The following is an 18,680-nucleotide window of genomic DNA, read 5'->3' on the forward strand; positions in this document are numbered from 1 at the left end:
GATTATTTCTTAAAAAAAATTGTTGACCGAATTTTCCCCTCATGATCTGATGTTTCGTATTCGGATCGATTTGAAGAATACCCCACGCAAACACGCACCCGAACAATTTGAGGCCGTCAATGTGTCGCCACGAGCAGAGCCGATATCGCACGTCTAGTCGTTACGATACCGAACCAGACTCTTTCTGGCCCCGTGTCGCGGCAGGGGCGTGTCGCCCCGTCAGAGGCAAGGGCGTGCTGTCGCTTCGCTTCTGGCTTTCCTGTTCGCTCTGCATTCTCCCGGTTGCGGCGCATGCCCAGACCTCTGCTTCTGTGCAGGTGCATCCGAAACATTCCAGTAACGCAACAAAAAAGAAGGCTGCGAAACCTTCTTCTGCCCAAGGCCGTGGTGTTGAAGAGGTTATGGTCACCTCGCGTCGGCGCAAGGAAACAGCGCAGCAGATACCTGAAACCGTACAGATCTTTACGGGTAAGGAACTCAATCGCCTTGGCGTGCAGACCCTGCCCGATCTCATCAAATACACGACCAACGCACAGAACCTCGATTTCTATGGCGGCGCCATGCCGACCTGGGTCATCCGTGGTGTCAGTCTTGCCGATTTCAATCCAAACTCGACCCCCGCGGCCCCCATCTTTTTGAACGACGCCTATCAGCCAAGCACGGTCATGGGTACGGGCAGCCTGTTCGATATTGCCCGTGTTGAAGTCCTGAAAGGACCGCAAAGCGGTCTTTATGGACGCAACACGATCGGTGGCGCCGTGCGCGTGCTGACAAACAAGCCCAATTTCGACAAGGCGACCGGCTCGGTTGCTGTTTCTTATGGGCGTTGGGGTGACGGCCATATCAATGCCGCCTATGGCGCGCCGATTACACGCAATCTGGCCTTCCGTATTGCCGAGACATCGGACCATGGCTGGAGTGGCTGGCAGACATCGCTTCAGAATGGCGCGAAATGGGGTCGAAAGAACCGCGACGCTGTCCGCCTCGAGGTGGCGGCGAAACTTGATAACTGGACGCTTAATTTCGATCTGCATGGCAGCCGCGACAAGTCGCAGCTCGCTCTGGCAACGGCGATTGGCGTTTACAATAATACGGGCGGTTTCTGCTCGGCGATGATCGCCGGTTATGCCGACCAGCAGAACTGTCTCACCCTGCCTCAGGCTTTTGGCGATGCAAGCCAGGCGGCGTCACGCCAGACGCAGGATGGCACCAAAGTGCTTTCATCGCCCACAAACCAGCTCGATAACATGGCGGGTGGGGCACAATTCAGCGCGGTGGGCGATCTTGGTGGCCTGGAACTGACGTCCATCACCTCGCTCGATTATTTTGATTACGGTCTGAATTACAACTACGCTGCAACCGGCCCCGTTTATGCCACGCAGATCGAGCACACCCCCATGCGCATGGTGCAGGAAAATCTGCGCCTCAGCTCGGGCAAACCCAAGCGCCTCGATTGGCTGCTCGGTGTCGATGTGGCCTATGAGGATCTGGAAGAGAACAAGCAGTTCCAGCTTTTCGATAACGCGCTCGAGACTCTCTACACCGGCCTTTCCGGCGCGGCGAATGACGGAATCCTGAGCTACACCCAGAAAACGCAATCCTATAGCGGCTACGGGCAGGTCACCTATCATATCCTGCCGAAGCTCTCGCTTGATTTCGGTGCGCGCAGTACCTGGGAATACAAGACCTATAATGGCGCCTTCCAGCAATCGCCAGGTTACTACGTCGCTTCTGACGTGACGCGCCAGTATCAGCTGAAAGACCATGTCACGGGTAAGGCCGCGCTGCGCTATCAGTTCGACCCGTTGAATATGGTCTACGCCTCTGTTGCGCGCGGATATAAGTCGGGCGGTTTTTACGGCGGCTTCCCCATCGCCAGCACGGCACAGATCGACCCTTATCGTGAGGAGCAGGTCTGGGCCGTCGAGGCCGGGTTCAAGGCCCAGACGCGTGACCGCAAACTGATCGTCGACGGCGCGGCTTTCTATTACCGCACCTATAATTATCAGAACTTCACGACCGAATATTCAGCCGTCAGCAAGACGATCACTTCGACCCTGACCAATCTGGGCACAGCGGTCAATCAGGGCCTCGAAGGCAATATCGTCTGGAAGCCCGTACCGACCCTCACCTTCAATCTCGGGGCTGCCTATAACGACGCGAAAATCGTCAGATCCTCGCAGTACCAGATTGATTACGCTGGTAATCTGGTGTCGTGGCAGGGGCAGCGCCTGCCTTATGCCCCGCGCTGGAGCCTGACGCCCTCGGCCCGCTACGAGCACGAGATGTTCAACGGGGCTTATACCGCAGGGGTGCAGATGAATTACAGCTTCCGCACTACGCTGAATGCGTCGCGCGGGGTCGGGGCCTGGATCAATAACATTCCGGGTTACGGCCTGCTGGATGTGCGTCTCGATCTGCTTTCCCATAAGCAGCACTGGAATCTGGCGCTTATGGGGTTCAACGTGACCAACGTGCATTACCGAACGGTCGGTCAGACCGACGGGGTAAGCGACTTCCAGCAGATTTACGGAATGCCCGCCAGCTATCGTTTCCAGATCGGGTATGATTTCTGAACGCACCCGGTTTCAGAACAGGTTTTTCTCTCTTTTCAGGTGGAACATGACAAAGAAACTGTCTCTCAAAGCCAATCTGCTTGCCATGCTTGTGCTCTCGACCGGGCTGAGCGGGCTTGCTCATGCCGGAGAGCCACCCTTGCCGACCGATCCGGCCGTCACCCGTTCGCTCGAAGCCCAGGATGCCCTGCCGCGCACAGCATTTTACAGCACGCCTGCCGATATTGCTGCTTCTGCACCTGGCGCATTGCTGCGTCAGGAAAAAGCGCCCGAATACAGCTTACCCAAGGGCTTTACCGCAACGCGCATTCTCTATCGTTCGACGGACTCGCACGGTAATCCGGTCGCGACATCGGGTGTTGTTGTCGTGCCTCCCGGCAAGGCGCCAGAAGGGGGCTGGCCTGTCATCGTATGGGCCCACGGTACCAGCGGTACCGCCCAGTCCTGTGCGCCGTCGCTCATGAAGGATGTCTATTACGGCGGGTTGCGCGTGTTTGATCTGGCTGCTGCCGGATTTGTGCTTGTCATGACCGATTATCATGGTCTGGGAACGGATAGCCCGCACCAGTACATGAACAAGTCTGCCCAGGTGGCCGATATCCGCAATGCCGTGCCCGCTGCCCATGCACTGCTTCCCGATCTGTCACAGAAATGGTTCGTGGTCGGTCACTCCCAGGGCGCTTATGCCGCTCTCGCCACGGCTGAAGCCGAGGCCAAGGCAAATGATCCGGGCTATCTTGGCGCCATCTCGATAGCACCAGCTGCGCGTGTCGGCATGATCAATGCCAATATTTCGGCCGTGAAAAAGGCGGGTGGTCCTTACATGTCGTGGCTCGCTTATGCCATTCACGCGCAATATCCTGAATTCAAGCCCGAGGAACTGCTCTCCAAAGCCGGGCTTTCTCAATATCCCGAAGCGACTGGCAAGGCCTGCTGGCTGACGGGTAACGCCCTTTATTACCCCTACTCGGCCAAGGAACTGGTGCGGCCCGACTGGGACAAGAACAAATACGTCAAGAAGTTCTTTGCCGAGCAGACGGTGGGATATGAGAAGGCCAAGGGGCCGATCCTTCTGATTGCTGGCGGTGGCGACACGACCATTCCCATCCACACACTGGAATCCTACGCAAAGGATGCCTGCCATGCCGGATCGGACGTGAAATACATGGTTGTGCCCAATGCCGAGCATGGTGCCGCCATGGTTGAATCGATGGACACGCAGATTGCGTGGCTGAAATCGGTTCTGGCAGGGAACGCCCCCTCCAATACCTGCCAGCGTCACTGACCGCGCTCGTGATGGCAGGACGGTCTTCTCTGGCAGGTCTCTGCCTTGGTGTTTCACTGCTGGCCTTTCCCTGCGTGGGAAAGGCCCAGGAGGCAAGTTCAGGCGGCAGTGTGATTGCCGCCGTTTCGGGATATAATCCCGAACTGGTAAGAACCGTGCCTTTCTGGGGGCGACGTGTCGTCGGTTATCTGACGACGCGTGATCATACGCCCCTGCGCTACAGCGTGCTTTTGCCGAAGGGCGAGGGGCCGTTTCCCGTCGTGATCAATTATAGCGGTTACGACCCCGGCGGTATCGGCAGTTCGGCCTATCTCAAGGGTGATACGGCCATGTCGGTCAGCCTTGATCGCGATCTGGTCGCGCAGGGCTACGCGGTGTTCGGGGTCAATGCCCGGGGGACGGGGTGTTCGGAAGGGCATTTTACCTTTCTGACCCCGAGCTATGGCCAGGATGGCTACGACATTGTCGAATTCGCGGCCTCACAGCCCTGGTCTGACGGGCATGTCGGCATGGCGAACTGGTCCTGGGCGGGCATGTCGCAGATCGCCACAGCCTCGACACGCCCCCCGCATCTGCAGGCCATTGCGCCGGGCATGGTTCTGGGGGATGCGCGTCTGGATAGCTGGGCGCCGGGTGGCGTGCCCAACATGCAGTTTCCTTCCGGCTGGCTGCTGTATCTTCAGTCGCGCTGGGATGCGTTGAAGGAAGGCGCCCAGACCGAGCATGACCAGCGCTGCCTGGATCGTCTTGCCGTCAATACCGAGGCCAATCGCAAGGATAACCTCCGTGACCTGATTTTGCGTCATCCGCTGCGCGACGCCGAAATCGAGAAACGCAATCTGGCGGCCAGAACCAGCCAGATCGGGGTGCCCGTTCTGTCCATGGAGGCTTTTCAGGATGAGGCTGTGACCTCACGTGAGGGCTATTATCAGGACACGCTTGCCCCGGAAAAGACATGGCTGGTGCAGACCAACGGTCAGCACGATGCCTATGAGTCGCTTAGATATCGCAGCCTGCTTCTCGGTTTTTTTGATCGCTTCCTCAAGGGACATGAAGCAGCCTTCAGCGATACGCCTCATGTGCGCGTCTGGCTTGAAAGCGGCTCTCATGGCGAAGGGCATGAGAAGGTCGAGCAGATGACACCCCGCCTCACCCTGAGCGGGGCGCATTATCCGATTGCGGTGACACCTCATGTGTTTACGCTCGCCGCCAAAGGTCTGCTGGAAGACAATGCCAAGCCCTCAACCGGGTCTGACAGCTATGCCTATCCGGTGCGCGGGCCGGATGTGGATGTCGATGCCGATCATTATGGCTGGGGGGCTCTGCCGGAACACTGGCGCGAAGGCAGCCTGGCCTATACCTCGGCACCGTTGGGCAAGACACTCATTGCCTATGGTCCGGCCAGTGCAGATCTCTGGCTGTCATCTGACATGCCCGATACCGATGTTGAGGTAACGCTGACGGAGTTGCGCCCCGATCATCAGGAAATGTTTGTCGAGCGCGGGTGGCTGCGTCTCTCCGATCGGGCGCAGGACCCGGCCAGATCCACCCTGTTGCGCCCGTTTCCACTGGATCGTGTCGATACGACAAAGAGTCTTGCGCCTGACGAGCCGGTTCTGGCGCGCGTCGAGCTGAGCAAGATGGGCCATGTGTTTCGTGCCGGGTCGCGTTTGCGCCTCTGGATCGATGCGCCAGGCAATTTTGGTGGTTACGGGTTCTCGCCCTGGCTGCTGCCTGCCACCAACCGTCTGTGGCATGATCCGCAGCATCTGTCGCGCCTCGTGCTGGGCACCGTGCCCGAGCAGGGTGCGCCGGGTCTCGCTGTTTCAGCCATTCCTGCAACGCTTGCGCCGTGCAACAACGTGCTCATGCAGCCCTGTCGGCGCGATCCGCTGCAGTAACCCTCTTTTCTCTCTTTCTAGGTGATTTGACATGAAGAGCCTGAAATCAGCACTTTGCGCGCTTACCTGCCTCGTTGCATCAGGGGCGGCCCATGCGGCGACAGAACCCCCGTTCAACGGCAAGGTCTATGATCCGGTCAAAACAGAGCTTGTGCTGAATCTGGTCGTGACCTGCACCGACCCTGTGCGCCCGGGACCTGAAGGCGCCAGCAAGGATGGCGAGCGTACGGAAATCTGGCCGATTATTGGTGGCCGTTTCGATGGCCCTGGTATTCATGGCACTGTCGAGGCTGGCGGGGCCGATCTGCCGGTTCTGCGTCCTGATGGGGTGGAGGTGGTCGATGCGTTTTATCGGCTCAAGACCGATGACGGGCAGATTATCGTCATCCACAATAAGGGGCTCGCTTACCCGATTGACGGTGGCAAGGACTACAAATATCGCCTGAGCCCTGAATTCATCGCGCCGAAGGGCAAATATGACTGGTTGAATAAAAGCATTTTTGTTGCCACTCTAGTTTATCCGGTCCCAAAAGGGATGGAGCTCGCCAAAGGCCCTCATCAGAACGACCGGTTGATTCAGGTGCTCCGACTTAACTGATATTTTCTCCGGGATCTGGTTTACGCGAAATGTCTTTGAACGAACCTGTCGTTATGACGTCGAACATCGATCGTACTCTGGGCAACACCATCCGTGAGAGAAGAAAGCAGAACGGATATCTGCTCAAGGATGTTGCGTCGCGTGTCGGTATTTCGCTCAGCCATCTGAGCCAGATAGAACGTGGCGCGTCATCGCCGAGCATACGCGACCTGATGAAGATTTCGGATGTGCTCGAGCTCGACATGTCGACGTTCTTCGGTGCCATCAAGGGTCATGCCGACGATACCCCGGCTTTCTATACTCGTATCGAGGATCATGGTCTCCTCAGCTTTGGCGAGGGGATCACCAAGGTGATGCTCAATTCCCAGAACCCGGAATTGCTGCGTACCTATCTCATGATCATCGAACCCAACGGGCATTCGGGTGCCAAGATCCTGACCCATAGCGGCTTTGAATCCGGTCTGGTCCTGCAAGGCTGCCTGCATCTCCAGGTGGGCGGTCAGGACTGTATTCTGCGTGAGGGAGATTCCTTCTCCTTTCCCAGTGAAACGCCACATCGCTACAGCAATGGCTCACAGCAGGTCACACGCGTCGTTTGGGCGAATGTCGATACGCCCTGAACGGCTTTACAGCGTGCCCTGAGGCTGTTGCGGTGTTCATGGAGAAAGTATTTTTCTCCATGAGCGTTTTCTGATCTCCGCGGGAAAATATCAGTCTCGTGTCAGACGGGGCCTGAAAACGGGTTTTCAGGCCCCTACGCGTGACCGGCTTCGAGGGGGGAATTCAGGGTATGAATTTCGCGGGATCGACCGAGGCCTTTACCCCGCCGAAATGATGCAGCATCCAGGAAGAAAGCGCTGAGAGTTCTTCCGGCGTGTAGGCGGAGGTGAATTTCTGCATCGTCATGGCGCCATGAGCGGTCTGCAGGGAAGTGCCTTCTCTGAGCACGGAAACCAGGTTAGTGGCTGACGGGTCGCTCAGGGAGTGGCTGCCGCCAAGAGCGGCCCAGTCCGACTGGCGGCCCGATCCATCTTCCATATGACACCCGGCACAAGCCTGCTGGAACACATGTCTGCCTGCTGACGAGCCATCATTTTCGGCAATCTGCCCATGGTTTCGACTGGGACCATCGGGCTGCGCCGCGATACCGCGCAGATAGACGACCATCGCACGAACATCATCGGCGGGTAGCTGGCTGAGACTGTGCTCTACGGCTTCTGCCATAGGGCCAGAGGCAGGGCCGTGGCCTTTGGCGTGGCCGGTTGAGAGATAGCTGAAGAGGTCCTCATCGCTCCAGGCCCCAAGCCCATGCTCGCGGTCGGAGGTAAGATTATAGGCGGTCCATCCCACCTGCACCGCTCCGGCATAGGCGCGGCGGCTCAGGCCGAACATGAAATTGCGCGGCGTATGGCACTGGCCGCAATGGCCCAGCGCCTCGGTAAGATAGGCTCCGCGATTCCATTGCGCAGAGCGCGTGGTATCCGTCGCCATGCGCCGGTTCGGATTATTGAACCAGTTCCAGAAAATCATGGTCCAGCGCTGGTTGAACGGAAAGGACAGGCTGTTTTTCGGGGCTGGGGCATGAATGGCGGGCAGGGTGAACAAATAGGCCTTTATGGCCAGCGCATCGTCATCGCTCAGTAAAGTGTAGGAGGTGTAGGGCATGACGGGATAGAGATGCTTGCCACCCAACCCCACACCTTCGCGCAGCATTTTCAGCCAGGCCCTGTCGGTATAGGCCCCAATGCCCGTCTCACGATCCGGGGTGATGTTGACCGCATGAATCGATCCGAAGGGCAGGGTGAAGACGCGCCCGCCCGTCAGGGATCGGTTATCCCGCGAGAGGTGGCACGCTGCGCAATCTGCTGCGACGAACAGGGCGCGGCCGCGTGTAACCTGGGCGCTTTTCCCCGAAGCAGGCGGCTGCGTTTCCGGCTGGGCCTGTTGTGCCTGTGCGGTGCCACAAAGCCCGATGGTCAGGGACAACAGCGCGGTGGCGGAGAAAACGATGCGGCGTTTCATGCGCCTTTCTCCCCAGTGTTTTCAGGGTTTTTCGGGGCACTCATCTGCGGCACGAAGGGTATGCGCCTCAGGCGTTTTCCGGTTGCTGCAAAAATGGCATTGGCCAGCGCGGGGGCTGCCGCCACAGTGCCGACCTCACCAATACCGCCGATCTCTGCCGTCGGATCGGAGACGAGATGCACACGGATATCAGGCGCCTCATTGAGGCGCATCATGCGATAATCATGGAAATTGCTTTGCTCCGCCTGGCCGTCACGAAAGGTGATTTCGTTGTATAGCGCCATGGTCAGGCCGAAAATCAGGCCACCCTGGATTTGCGCGCGTACGGCATCGGGAAACACGACAGGCCCGCAATCGACCGCCGTATCGGCCCTCACCAGATGGATCTGCCCGTTTTCCTCAACCCGTACTTCGAGAATGGTCGCAGCCCAGCTCTGGAAGGAATAATGAAGCGCGATGCCAAGCCCATGGCCTTTGGGCAAGGTGCGTCCCCAGCCGGATTGTTTTGCGGCTTCATCGAGAACTTTCATCCCTCTAGGTGAGGAGCCGAGATGTCTGCGGCGGAAGGTGAGCGGGTCAGTGCCGGCGGCATGGGCCAGTTCGTCGATCATGCCTTCGACAACAAACACGTTATGGGTCGGGCCGACGCCGCGCCACCACAGGGTGGTCAGCCCGTCGGGCTCGCATTGCACGGCCTCGTTACGCTGGGCGGGAATGGCATAGGGTGTTTCGGTAGCGCCTTCGACGGCATCGGAATCCAGTCCGTTCTGCAGCCCCTCCGGCGCCCAGCGCGCCAGGACGAATGAACCGGTGGTGCGGTGATGCCACGCCTTGATCATACCCTTGTCGTCGAGCCCGGCCGAGATGCGATCATAATAGAACGGGCGGAACTGATCCTGACGGATATCTTCCTCACGCGTCCAGAACAGCTTGACCGGATAGGTTACCTGCTTTGCAAGACGCGCTGCCTGGCCGATCGAATTTGAATCAAGCCTGCGACCGAAACCGCCACCGATCAGGTGGTTATGCACAGTAATACGCTCTGGTGGCAGGCCAGTAGCGTCGGCAACCTCCTGCCGGGCGCGTATGGGCACCTGCGTTCCTACCCAGACATCGGCGGAATCGGGGCGGATATGCAGCGTGGTATTGATGGGTTCAAGCGCAGCATGGGCCAGAAAGGGCAGTTCGTAGACAGCGTCGACGCGGGTGGAGGCACTGGCAAGCGCAGAATCGACATCGCCGGTCTTTTTCGCGACCAGCCCGGTTTGTGCCGATGCGTTCTTCAGCGCCTCGAGCAGTGTGGCGCTCGACACTCCGGCATTCGGACCAAAATTCCAACGCGGATTCGCGACCTTGAGCCCTGAAATGGCGGCCCAGCTATGCGCGCCGATAACGGCAAGCGCATCGGGAAGGGTGACAATCTCGATCACACCGGGAATTTTCATCGCCGCGTCGCGGTCGAAGCCGGCCAGCGTTCCCCCCTTGACCGGACAGGCCATGATACGGCCGATTTTCATGCCATCGACACGCACATCCATACCGAACAGCGCGCTGCCATTGCTCTTGGCATGCGTGTCCATGCGCTGCGGGCTGGTCCCGATCAGGCGGAACTGCGCAGGGTCTTTCAGGGGAATGGGGTCGGGAACAGGCTGACGGGCGGCATCATCTGCCAAGGCACCATAAGGAAGGCTGCGGCCTGAATCCGGATGCAGAATGGTCCCTTCTCGTGCCACACAGCTTTCGACCGGAACCGACCATCTTGCGGCAGCCGCGCGCAGGAGCATGATCCGTGCCGCTGCCCCCGCCTGACGCAACGGGATCCAGCTATCGCGTGTCGAAGCCGAACCTCCCGTCACTTCCTCACCGGCTGCCTTGTCGACATAGCGCCTATCGGCAGGAGCGGCTTCGAGGGTAACCTTGTCGAGCGGCACCTCAAGCTCTTCGGCGATCAGCATGGCGATCCCGGTATAGATACCCTGACCCATTTCGGCATGGCGCATGATGAAGGTGATGGCACCCTCGCGATCAATGCGTATGAAGGCGTTGGGTGTGAAAGCGCCTGCTGCTTCGGCGCGGGCACCCGGCAGGCCGGGAATAATGCCGGAAAGCATCAATCCGCCGCCTGTAGCGAGGGCGGCACGCAAAATGGCACGGCGATTGAGCACAGGGCCGATCTGATGGGGCTTACGCATTGCTGGCCGCCTTATGAATGGCGGCGCGTATGCGCACATAGGTGCCACAGCGGCAGATATTGCCCGACATGGCGTCATCAATATCGTCGTCGCTCGGTGCAGGTGTGGTGTGAAGCAGGGCGGTTGCCACCATGATCTGCCCGGACTGGCAATAACCGCACTGAATGACCTGTTCTTCCAGCCAGGCCTCCTGCACGCGCTGACCAAGCGCGGTCTGACCAATGGCTTCGATGGTGGTTACAGGTCGGTCGCCCAGAAGCGAAACAGGCAGCTGACAGGCGCGCGCAGGCTGGCCTGCCACGTGCACGGTGCAGGCACCGCATTGTGCAATCCCGCAGCCATATTTCGTGCCGGTCAGCCCCAGAATGTCACGCAGCACCCACAAGAGCGGCATGTCATCCGGAACATCCACGTCATGCGATTCACCGTTGATAAGAATCGTTCTCATATCGTTGTGATCTCTCGCTTTTTTGTGGCACCGCTTGTTATGGAAGGATCACCAGTGTCGCGCAGGATTGCAAGTCTGCTCTTCTATTTCGACGCAGGGAGTTGTTTTGATGTTGACACGATTTTGCGAGCCCGGGATGATTAAATCATCCTATTCAAGCAGGACTTCATGACTCAGGACGCAGACCGCCCCACCCCCTCTCCCTCCTGTCCGATACCTGGAGGAGGGGCGAGGCGACGCGATGTGCTGTCGACTGTCATTGTGGGGGCCGGATGTGTTGGCGCCTGCGCCCTGGCCTACCCCTTTCTCGACAGTCTGAACGGTACGAAAAATACGTCTCTTGGCGAGGATGACTCGATTGATGTCGATATTGCTGCCTTGCGCCCTAGCCAGCAGCTGGTCGTGACCTGGCGCGGTTGGCCTGTATTTATACAGAAGCGCACACCCGAAATGCTCGCATTGCTGAAAACAGCCGATATCGTGCAGCGTCTGCGCGACCCCGAATCCAAAATCCTGCAGCAGCCGAAAGACGCGACAAACTGGCATCGCTCTGTCGTGCCGGAAATTGGCGTGCTGATCGGTATCTGTACCCATCTCGGTTGTGTGCCGTCCTACGCCACACCTTCACCCAACGACAAATCGGGAAAATATTCCTGTCCCTGCCACGGCTCGCAATTCGATGCGGCGGGTCGCGTCTATAAAGACGCGCCAGCGCCCTATAATCTTCCCGTGCCGCCGGTTACTGTGCTCTCAGCCACCCGTGTGCGTATTGGCCAAAGCAAGGGCGACCCGGCATTTTCCATCGCTTCCATCCAGCAGATCTGAGCGGCGACCATGAGCAAACCGGACAACACGCCCGCAGGTTGGCTGGAAGCACGCCTGCCCATCATTTCGGCATTTCGACGCGAATATGTCGATTTCGCCATGCCGCGCAATCTGACCTATCTCTGGAATTTTGGGGCGTTTGCCACCGTCGCCCTGGCGCTCCTCATCGTGAGCGGTATTTTTCTTGCACTTAATTACACGCCGAGCGTCGCCGAGGCGTTCAACAGCATTGAGACGATCGACCGCCATGTGTCATCGGGCTGGCTTGTGCGCGCTATTCATATGGGTGGCGTCTCGATGCTCTTTGTAGCACTTTATGTGCATATGGCGCGCAGTCTTTATTACGGCTCCTACAAGGCACCGCGCGAACTGCTCTGGCTGACAGGGCTCGGTCTGTTCATTCTGGTCATGATTGCTGCCTTTGCAGGGTATATCCTGCCCTGGGGCCAGATGTCCTATTGGGGTGCCACGGTCGTTATCAATGCCATGAACGCCGTGCCATTGGTCGGCCCGGCGCTGGCCTCATGGCTGCTTGGTGGCGAGGGGCTCGGATCGGTTGCCCTGCACCGGATCTATGTCCTGCATTTCGTGACGGCATTTTCCATCATCGGCGTGATCGTGCTGCATGTGGCGGCGCTTCATGTGGTGGGGTCCAACAACCCTACAGGGGTAGAGCCGAAAACATCGGCTGATGTCGTGCCTTTCCATCCCTATTACACTACCAAGGATGGGCTTGGTCTTTGCCTTTTTCTCATGGTGTATGCGGTCCTGATCTTCTTTGCGCCCGATCTTCTGACGTTGGCCAATAATTATGCAATGGCCAACCCGCTCGTGACGCCGGGCGATATTACGCCGGAATGGTATTTTGCCCCTTTCTACGCCATTTTGCGCGCTGTTCCGTCCAAGCTGGGTGGTCTCATTCTGTCAGCAGGCAGTCTCGCCGTGTTGTTTGCCGTACCATGGCTTGATCGCTCCCCAGTCAGATCGGCGCGATATCGCCCGGTTCTGCGCTGGGCGCTTCTGGCATTGTTTGCTGCTTTCATCGCGCTGGGCGTTGCGGGAATGCACAAGCCGACCGGGCTCTGGCTCGCGATCAGCCGTATCAGCGTAGCGTATTACTACGCTTATTTCCTGATCCTGCTGCCATTTCTGCCCAAGGTTGAGATCACCCGTCCCGAGCCTGCCACCCTGAGGGGAGAGGGCGCATGAAGCGGTATCTTCTTGGCGTGCTTCTGACTCTACCTCTGTCGGCACAGGCTGCCACGCCCGCACAGCGAGGTTTTCAGGTTTATCGGCAGGTTTGCAGTACATGCCACAGTCTCAACCATGTGACATTTGCCGATCTTTCCGGCATCGGCCTCGCCGTGCCCGACATCAAGGCCTATGCGGCCTCGCGTCAGGTTCCAGACGGGCTTGATGACGATGGTGATCCCAAGACTCGTGCGGCGCATCCATCCGACCCGATCGGGTCGCCCTACCCCAATGAAGCCATGGCGCGCCTGGCCAATCATGGTGCTTTGCCGCCCGATTTCTCACGCCTCGCCATGACGGAAGAAGGGGGCGCCAAGCGGATCGAGACCATTCTTCGGTCCTATGCCCCGAAACCTGCGGATGTCGTTCTGGTACCAGGGTCTTATTACAATACCGCTTTCGCCCAAAACCATATCGGCATGCCGCCACCGCTTCATGACGGGCAAGTGACCTATGCTGACGGGACAAAGGCCACAATACCCCAGATGGCACAGGATGTTGGTGCTTTTCTCGACTGGGTGGCCCATCCTCACCGTGCAGCGCGCTCGAATACCGGGCTGGTCGTTCTGGCCTATCTGGCGGGTCTTGGGACACTTCTGGCCCTGCTCAAGCGTCGCGTCTGGAAGCGCGTGAAGGAAACCCGTCAATGAGCGACACGACAACACTGGTTTACGCGCAATCCATCATCTGGCTGGTTGTCTTTGGCCTGTGTGCTGTAATCGCATTGCTGTTTCAGCGCGTAAGGGGCTTCTATCGTCGTATCGCACCTCTCGGGGCGCTGGCGCCCACGGCAGCGGCCATCGATCATCTGCCAGCCACACGCCTGCTCAGCCTGTCGGGGCTTGAGGTGACGGCAGGAGGGAGCCGCGATGACGGGAGGTCTCAGCTTCTGGTTTTCGTTTCCGGCTCCTGCCCCGTATCGCGCAAGATGGTGCCGATCATCAATGATTTTGTCCGACGTGAGCACCTGTCGCTGCTTTATTGTGGTGATGAAAGCGACGAAGCGCAGAAACGCACGACTTCTGCACTGGGCCTTTCCGAAAACGGTTTCGTCAACGATCCGACAATCGGTCGCCTGCTTGGCGTGGATCGCGTGCCTTTTGCCGTGTTGCTCGACGCAGCAGGTGCCGTTCAGGCACGCGGTCTGGTGAATAATCTGGAGCATCTGGAAAGCCTGCTGGGTGTGCAGGAGACAGGATATCGTTCCCTGCAGGGCTTCATGACGGCAAACCCACAGGCCCTGGCGGGCTGAAATGACCACTTCGTGAGGTTTTGAAAGGCCCTGCCTGCCATAAATGCTGACAGGCGCGTGAGTAAACGAGATATTTCTCGCAGGAGGCTCTGTCTGCAAGGCGTTTCCGAATAGCGCCTGTATCGGAAGCCGTAATGGCTTCTCCCAGGCCGTCTTTCGCAGGACACATGGCAGGAGGGAACGAGGGCCGACGTCCCGCTTTGTCTCTGATTTTGATCAGGCAACCGGAAGGGTCGTTCCTGCACTGGCTTTGTGTTCATAGAAATGTTTATGTCGTGGGTTGCCAATGAGGGTTTGCAGGGCCTGCTTTTCCCATCCTGACCCTCGCTTTGCGCTGGTTTTTGCTTGCTCGACAGCTTGTTCCTGACAGAGAGCCAGTCGAGCAAGCGAATAGACCCGGCGGGGTCAACGCCCCTTGAGCAGAATTCGCCGTCAATGCGGGCAGGCGGCGCGTGCGCGGCTGAGCACTTCTGCACGCAGGGCCATGAGGTCGTCGGTCTGCAGGGGCTGGGCGCGCAGTTTGTGCACTTCCGCAGCGGTAAAGGGCCTGGTGCCTGTCGGTGTGCTGGAACCACCAAGACGGAAGACGACGAAATTCAGGACATCAGCCAGTTCCTGATCGTCGCGTATCAGCGACATCGAAATTCCCGGAACACGCACGAGATAATCCCGGCCTTCCGGTGAGCAGACGAACCATCCGACCTGATCGCGCAATGTGGGCACGAATGTCCTGCCTGAAATGCCCTCAATCCCGTGGCAGCCGCCGCAATGGGTCAGATAATTCGTTACCGTATGGGTCTGTGTCGCAGCTCTTGCCCAGCCCGCACCCGCGAGGCCGAGCAGAACAAGAGCGCCGACGAGCAGAAAATCAGGGAAGCGGATGCGCGTCATTCAGGGCCTTTCTTTCGGCGAGGATTTCCTTGGCTTTCTTCGGCGCGGCGCGCGCAGCCTTGACCTCATCGGGGGTAAAGGCCGGGGCGCCCGGCGTATTGAGGGAACTGATATAGGTCAGCACCAAGGCGAGCTGGTCGTCTGTGAGAGCCTTGAACGACGGCATGAAGCCCATATAGCTGGCGCCGCCGGCCTCGATCGTGCCGTGAACGCCATTGAGCAGCACATCGGCGACATAGGTCTTGCCTTCAGGCGTTGCGGCGATCTTGCCGATACGCCCGGCCAGTGGTGGAAATTGCCCCGGAGAGCCCGCGCCGCCTGCCTGATGGCAGACGCTGCAATTGGCGTTGTAGATGGCCGCACCGTCCTCGGCATGGGCGGGGGTACCCGTAAGAAGTGGCAGGGCCAGAAGGCTTGCGAAGGGAAGGATACGTCTGATCATGAAGCGTTTCCGACGATGACGGATGTGGAGCAGTTATAAACGAGCGCACCCGTGCCGAAGCACCAGATGATGTCGTTATTCGCCTGGGGACGATAGCTGGGCTGGTCGCCATCTGTGCCAAGGCAGGGGGGCTGGCTGCAGGCATCCTGCCCGCAGCAGTCGCGATAGGCCACGAGATAGGACTGGCCGTCACGCGGGTTGAAACAGGTGCCAATCCATGAAGTAGGCGAAGGGCGTGTGCCCGGGGGGCAGCTATGCACACCACCGCCGCATGACGCGCAGAGAAAGCCGTCAATGGCGCAGTAGCGCCAGTAGTCACAGGCGGTTGGATCGGTGGTCTGTGCCTTGGCAGCAAAAGGAGAGGGCGCTTTTGCGACCGCCTTGTCGTCCTTTTTTGCCGGGGTTGCAGCAGAGGCGCGTTCGACCGGCAGAAGCGGCACGATGGCGCCGAATGTTGCCCAGGCACCAAGGCGACCAAGCACGCTGCGTCGCGAGCTGTAGCCGGCGACGCGCCGGGTCAGGCGTTCCGTCATCCGGTCGAGCGGGCTGGACGAGACACCGTCCTGGATCGCGCGGCCCGAAATCGGTTCAGACTGCGTCATGGAGGAACTCCTTGGTCTCAAGCGAGGGGGATGGGGGAGCAGGAAGGGTCGCAATCAGCGCCTCGACCTGTTGTCTGGTATTGGCCACGTCGCGCGCAGTGATCACGCCACGGGCATCGAGGGTAATGAGCGTGGGCAGTCTGCCGATCTGGAGCAGCAGAAGCAGCTCCTGACTGGTTACGAAAGGTGTTGCCCCAAGACGGAGGCCTGCGGCCATGGCACGCAGCGCCGCGACATCGCCTTCGCCTGCAAGAACGAGATCGAGATCATGGATGCTGGCCTGAGCCTGCACGATGGGCAGAACGCGCTTGCAGACAGGGCAATCGGGCGAGACGAACAGGATCAGGCTCGACCTGCCGGTGTCATGCTGGCCACCCATAATGAAGGGAGAATCATTGAGGCGCCGCGCGGTGATACGGGGCAGCGCCTGACCAGCCTGCAGGCCGGAGAGAACTGGCTGCTGCCCGATAGGAGCGATGCGTTCATGCAGCACACCGATCTGTCGGGCCAGGACCAGAACGGCAAGGGAGAGGGCGCAGCACAGCCCTGCCAGAAGCAGGGTGGAGATGAGCAGAAAAGCCGTCATGCCGCGTCTCCTGCGGTGCTGAGCTGGGTGGCGGCGAGCGCTAGAAGAAGAAGAGAAACACCACCCAGCAGAGTAATTGCGGCCAGCAGGGCACCGGGGGGATGACCGATGTTGCCGGCTCCGAGCATGAGCAGCGCCAGAAGAAGCGTTTGCATGACGGAACGGATGGAAAGCGGCGTGTCACGGCCGGGAAGGCAGCCGCAGGAGAGACCGGTACGACCGCGCGCGACATTGATGCCCATGGCCAGCGCGAACGCAACCAGCAGTATCACGGCACAGAGACAGGCCTCGCGGGTCAAAACGCCGGAGCAGAGCCAGAATCCAAGCAGTATCTGCGCGCCTGTCAGCAAGCGTGCAACGGGAAAGGCCGCGCCGAGCGGGACAAGACGATAGGACGCGATGACCGAGGCAAAGCCGGGCTGGTCGAGCATTTTGGCAATGCCCGTACCCAGAAACAGAGCGCCGACGGCATCGGTGCCCAGAGCACTGGCCATTTGCAGAGCAAGTGCGCCCATCATTCCCCCAGAGCGACCGTGAAATAGAGATCGTCACCCAGATGCTTCATGGTGTGAACAATCTTGCCCGATTTCAGATCCCAGATGAAGAAATCACCGGCCTCGTCATCCGTGAAGAGCAGGGGACTGGCATCTTGGGTAACGCCGACCATCGAGCTGGGCTTGGGCAGCTTGATGCGGCGCAGCAGCTTGTGCGTGGCCACGTCGAGTTCCCAGATCTCCGTACCGGCCACCTTGTGCGTCCAGAATGTGCCCTGATGCATGGCGACATAGAGATGGCCGCTTGCATAATGCAGGGCCGCAAGCTGCCAGCCACCCGGACGCCAGGTGACGGTAAACGGGCTGTCGGCATTGGTCGCAGCTTTCATGCCTGCGGCTTCCTGGATCGACCAGGGCTTGTCGATCACTGTATGGGCCGAGAGCGTCGCAGGGTAGACCAGACCGCTATAGGAAATGAAGAAGGTCTTGCCGTCTTCGCTATGAGAGGGGCTGTGTTCAAAGACAGCATCTTTCTCGGGGTCGAAAAATGGCTTGGTATGGGTGATGTCGGCCTTGTCGGCACCAATGCTCACATTGGCGAGGCTGCCATCGGCACAGATCGAGGTGAAACCGGCATTGCCCCAGGGATAGGTCAGGGCGCAGCCGGGAAGCCCGACATTCATGGCGACCTTGTGGGTGGCCGTATCGACCACGTGAACGGCATTTGTCGGCACCATGTCATAGACATAGACGCGGCTGCCATCGTGGCTGATGGTCAGATCGTTCTTCTTGGGTGTAACGAGCGCCCGGCCGGGCAGCACCTCATCGTTGGTGATTTCGAGAGTCTGCGGATCATAGGTTGCGAGCAGATCGGCGCGGTCGCCACGGTTGCCGCGCGACCAGACGGTTTCTCCGACGTAGAAGGCACGCCCTTTGGGGTCCTGAACGACATTGCCGTTATAGGCCGCCTGCACCATGCCAAGCAGCTTGCCCTGATCGGCATCGACCACATAGACACGTCCGTCCTTGGCATGATGGCCGACAGGGTCCTGAACGAGAATACGATGGGGAGTGACCGGAGAAAGCTTGATGATGTCGCTTTCTTCCGTCTGTAGAACGGGGTCATCCGCAAGAGCCTTGCCGCAGGGTGTCAGGGCTGCGCCAGCGAGCAGCAGCGCTGTCATACTGGCCAGTTTTCTGGAGAGGAAACGCATTGGGGTTCGGTCCTTGCGGAGGGGCGGAAACGAGAGGGCGCTGAATGGTGGAAAATCTGGAAAAGGGAATTGCCGCCGGGGCTGGGTGCCTTTGCACGGCC

General features: G+C 59.2%; 18 protein-coding genes. 9 read left to right on the forward strand and 9 right to left on the reverse strand.

The features are described 5' to 3' along the window. The first annotated feature begins 401 nt into the window (after positions 1-401). Genes ACWNRM_RS05875 through ACWNRM_RS05895 form a run of 5 tightly spaced genes read left to right on the forward strand, consistent with a single transcriptional unit; the run spans position 402 to position 6,980 of the window. On the forward strand, positions 402-2,576 hold the full coding sequence (locus ACWNRM_RS05875) for a TonB-dependent receptor (RefSeq protein WP_485169976.1): 2,175 nt from the start codon (positions 402-404) through the stop codon (positions 2,574-2,576). A 46-nt stretch (positions 2,577-2,622) separates the two neighbouring features. After that, positions 2,623-3,861, forward strand: a complete 1,239-nt coding sequence (locus ACWNRM_RS05880; protein WP_485169975.1) for an alpha/beta hydrolase family protein — start codon at positions 2,623-2,625, stop codon at positions 3,859-3,861. Then, positions 3,804-5,762: a CocE/NonD family hydrolase gene (locus ACWNRM_RS05885; RefSeq protein WP_485169974.1), complete on the forward strand. Its 1,959-nt coding sequence runs from the start codon at positions 3,804-3,806 to the stop codon at positions 5,760-5,762. The genes ACWNRM_RS05880 and ACWNRM_RS05885 overlap by 58 nt, the downstream gene beginning before the upstream one ends. Before the next feature lie 31 nt (positions 5,763-5,793). Continuing rightward, complete coding sequence (locus ACWNRM_RS05890; RefSeq protein ID WP_485169973.1) at positions 5,794-6,360, forward strand: DUF3237 domain-containing protein; 567 nt, start codon at positions 5,794-5,796, stop codon at positions 6,358-6,360. Positions 6,361-6,413: 53 nt separating this feature from the next. Further along, positions 6,414-6,980, forward strand: coding sequence for a cupin domain-containing protein (locus tag ACWNRM_RS05895; RefSeq protein ID WP_485169972.1), 567 nt, complete (start codon positions 6,414-6,416; stop codon positions 6,978-6,980). A gap of 163 nt (positions 6,981-7,143) precedes the next feature. On the opposite strand, the gene ACWNRM_RS05900 is transcribed toward ACWNRM_RS05895, so the two are convergent. The 3 genes from ACWNRM_RS05900 to ACWNRM_RS05910 are packed head-to-tail and all read right to left on the reverse strand — an operon-like array spanning position 7,144 to position 11,022. Continuing rightward, the gene (locus ACWNRM_RS05900; protein ID WP_485169971.1) at positions 7,144-8,382 is read right to left on the reverse strand and encodes a c-type cytochrome; all 1,239 of its coding nucleotides are present in this window, start codon (positions 8,380-8,382) and stop codon (positions 7,144-7,146) included. Beyond that, positions 8,379-10,574 (reverse strand): xanthine dehydrogenase family protein molybdopterin-binding subunit, encoded by a 2,196-nt coding sequence (locus tag ACWNRM_RS05905; RefSeq protein WP_485169970.1) that lies wholly within the window; start codon positions 10,572-10,574, stop codon positions 8,379-8,381. Before ACWNRM_RS05905 ends, ACWNRM_RS05900 begins: the two co-directional genes overlap by 4 nt. Continuing rightward, on the reverse strand, positions 10,567-11,022 hold the full coding sequence (locus ACWNRM_RS05910; protein WP_485169969.1) for a (2Fe-2S)-binding protein: 456 nt from the start codon (positions 11,020-11,022) through the stop codon (positions 10,567-10,569). The genes ACWNRM_RS05905 and ACWNRM_RS05910 overlap by 8 nt, the downstream gene beginning before the upstream one ends. Positions 11,023-11,190: 168 nt before the next feature. Between ACWNRM_RS05910 and petA the strand changes: the two genes are divergently transcribed. Genes petA through ACWNRM_RS05930 form a run of 4 tightly spaced genes read left to right on the forward strand, consistent with a single transcriptional unit; the run spans position 11,191 to position 14,350 of the window. Next, on the forward strand, positions 11,191-11,847 hold the full coding sequence (petA, locus tag ACWNRM_RS05915) for a ubiquinol-cytochrome c reductase iron-sulfur subunit (protein WP_485169968.1): 657 nt from the start codon (positions 11,191-11,193) through the stop codon (positions 11,845-11,847). Between the two features lie 9 nt (positions 11,848-11,856). After that, the gene (locus ACWNRM_RS05920) at positions 11,857-13,056 is read left to right on the forward strand and encodes a cytochrome b (protein ID WP_485169967.1); all 1,200 of its coding nucleotides are present in this window, start codon (positions 11,857-11,859) and stop codon (positions 13,054-13,056) included. Then, complete coding sequence (locus ACWNRM_RS05925) at positions 13,053-13,748, forward strand: cytochrome c1 (protein WP_485169966.1); 696 nt, start codon at positions 13,053-13,055, stop codon at positions 13,746-13,748. Before ACWNRM_RS05920 ends, ACWNRM_RS05925 begins: the two co-directional genes overlap by 4 nt. Then, on the forward strand, positions 13,745-14,350 hold the full coding sequence (locus ACWNRM_RS05930) for a thioredoxin domain-containing protein (protein WP_485169965.1): 606 nt from the start codon (positions 13,745-13,747) through the stop codon (positions 14,348-14,350). The genes ACWNRM_RS05925 and ACWNRM_RS05930 overlap by 4 nt, the downstream gene beginning before the upstream one ends. 432 nt (positions 14,351-14,782) lie before the next feature. Here the strand turns inward: ACWNRM_RS05930 and ACWNRM_RS05935 are convergent, their stop codons facing one another. The 6 genes from ACWNRM_RS05935 to ACWNRM_RS05960 are packed head-to-tail and all read right to left on the reverse strand — an operon-like array spanning position 14,783 to position 18,579. Then, on the reverse strand, positions 14,783-15,241 hold the full coding sequence (locus ACWNRM_RS05935) for a c-type cytochrome (protein ID WP_485169964.1): 459 nt from the start codon (positions 15,239-15,241) through the stop codon (positions 14,783-14,785). Then, complete coding sequence (locus ACWNRM_RS05940) at positions 15,219-15,683, reverse strand: c-type cytochrome (protein ID WP_485169963.1); 465 nt, start codon at positions 15,681-15,683, stop codon at positions 15,219-15,221. Before ACWNRM_RS05940 ends, ACWNRM_RS05935 begins: the two co-directional genes overlap by 23 nt. Next, positions 15,680-16,216: a methylamine dehydrogenase (amicyanin) small subunit gene (gene mauA / locus ACWNRM_RS05945; RefSeq protein WP_485170050.1), complete on the reverse strand. Its 537-nt coding sequence runs from the start codon at positions 16,214-16,216 to the stop codon at positions 15,680-15,682. The genes ACWNRM_RS05940 and mauA overlap by 4 nt, the downstream gene beginning before the upstream one ends. 55 nt (positions 16,217-16,271) lie before the next feature. After that, complete coding sequence (locus ACWNRM_RS05950) at positions 16,272-16,871, reverse strand: thioredoxin domain-containing protein (protein ID WP_485169962.1); 600 nt, start codon at positions 16,869-16,871, stop codon at positions 16,272-16,274. Further along, on the reverse strand, positions 16,868-17,389 hold the full coding sequence (locus ACWNRM_RS05955; protein WP_485169961.1) for a MauE/DoxX family redox-associated membrane protein: 522 nt from the start codon (positions 17,387-17,389) through the stop codon (positions 16,868-16,870). Before ACWNRM_RS05955 ends, ACWNRM_RS05950 begins: the two co-directional genes overlap by 4 nt. Further along, positions 17,386-18,579, reverse strand: a complete 1,194-nt coding sequence (locus ACWNRM_RS05960; protein WP_485169960.1) for an amine dehydrogenase large subunit — start codon at positions 18,577-18,579, stop codon at positions 17,386-17,388. Before ACWNRM_RS05960 ends, ACWNRM_RS05955 begins: the two co-directional genes overlap by 4 nt. Positions 18,580-18,680 lie beyond the last annotated feature (101 nt).

This window comes from Asaia sp. A2 (assembly GCF_057319415.1).

Bases quoted from the DNA above. Each gene is read 5' to 3' on its own strand.
- ACWNRM_RS05955 (WP_485169961.1), bottom strand. From the start codon at position 17,389: ATGATGGGCGCACTTGCTCTGCAAATGGCCAGTGCTCTGGGCACCGAT.
- ACWNRM_RS05890 (WP_485169973.1), top strand. From the start codon at position 5,794: ATGAAGAGCCTGAAATCAGCACTTTGCGCGCTTACCTGCCTCGTTGCA.
- ACWNRM_RS05900 (WP_485169971.1), bottom strand. From the start codon at position 8,382: ATGAAACGCCGCATCGTTTTCTCCGCCACCGCGCTGTTGTCCCTGACC.
- ACWNRM_RS05935 (WP_485169964.1), bottom strand. From the start codon at position 15,241: ATGACGCGCATCCGCTTCCCTGATTTTCTGCTCGTCGGCGCTCTTGTT.
- ACWNRM_RS05905 (WP_485169970.1), bottom strand. From the start codon at position 10,574: ATGCGTAAGCCCCATCAGATCGGCCCTGTGCTCAATCGCCGTGCCATT.
- ACWNRM_RS05895 (WP_485169972.1), top strand. From the start codon at position 6,414: ATGACGTCGAACATCGATCGTACTCTGGGCAACACCATCCGTGAGAGA.
- ACWNRM_RS05920 (WP_485169967.1), top strand. From the start codon at position 11,857: ATGAGCAAACCGGACAACACGCCCGCAGGTTGGCTGGAAGCACGCCTG.
- ACWNRM_RS05875 (WP_485169976.1), top strand. From the start codon at position 402: ATGGTCACCTCGCGTCGGCGCAAGGAAACAGCGCAGCAGATACCTGAA.
- ACWNRM_RS05940 (WP_485169963.1), bottom strand. From the start codon at position 15,683: ATGATCAGACGTATCCTTCCCTTCGCAAGCCTTCTGGCCCTGCCACTT.
- ACWNRM_RS05950 (WP_485169962.1), bottom strand. From the start codon at position 16,871: ATGACGGCTTTTCTGCTCATCTCCACCCTGCTTCTGGCAGGGCTGTGC.
- ACWNRM_RS05960 (WP_485169960.1), bottom strand. From the start codon at position 18,579: ATGCGTTTCCTCTCCAGAAAACTGGCCAGTATGACAGCGCTGCTGCTC.
- ACWNRM_RS05880 (WP_485169975.1), top strand. From the start codon at position 2,623: ATGACAAAGAAACTGTCTCTCAAAGCCAATCTGCTTGCCATGCTTGTG.
- ACWNRM_RS05910 (WP_485169969.1), bottom strand. From the start codon at position 11,022: ATGAGAACGATTCTTATCAACGGTGAATCGCATGACGTGGATGTTCCG.
- ACWNRM_RS05930 (WP_485169965.1), top strand. From the start codon at position 13,745: ATGAGCGACACGACAACACTGGTTTACGCGCAATCCATCATCTGGCTG.
- mauA (WP_485170050.1), bottom strand. From the start codon at position 16,216: ATGACGGAACGCCTGACCCGGCGCGTCGCCGGCTACAGCTCGCGACGC.
- ACWNRM_RS05925 (WP_485169966.1), top strand. From the start codon at position 13,053: ATGAAGCGGTATCTTCTTGGCGTGCTTCTGACTCTACCTCTGTCGGCA.
- petA (WP_485169968.1), top strand. From the start codon at position 11,191: ATGACTCAGGACGCAGACCGCCCCACCCCCTCTCCCTCCTGTCCGATA.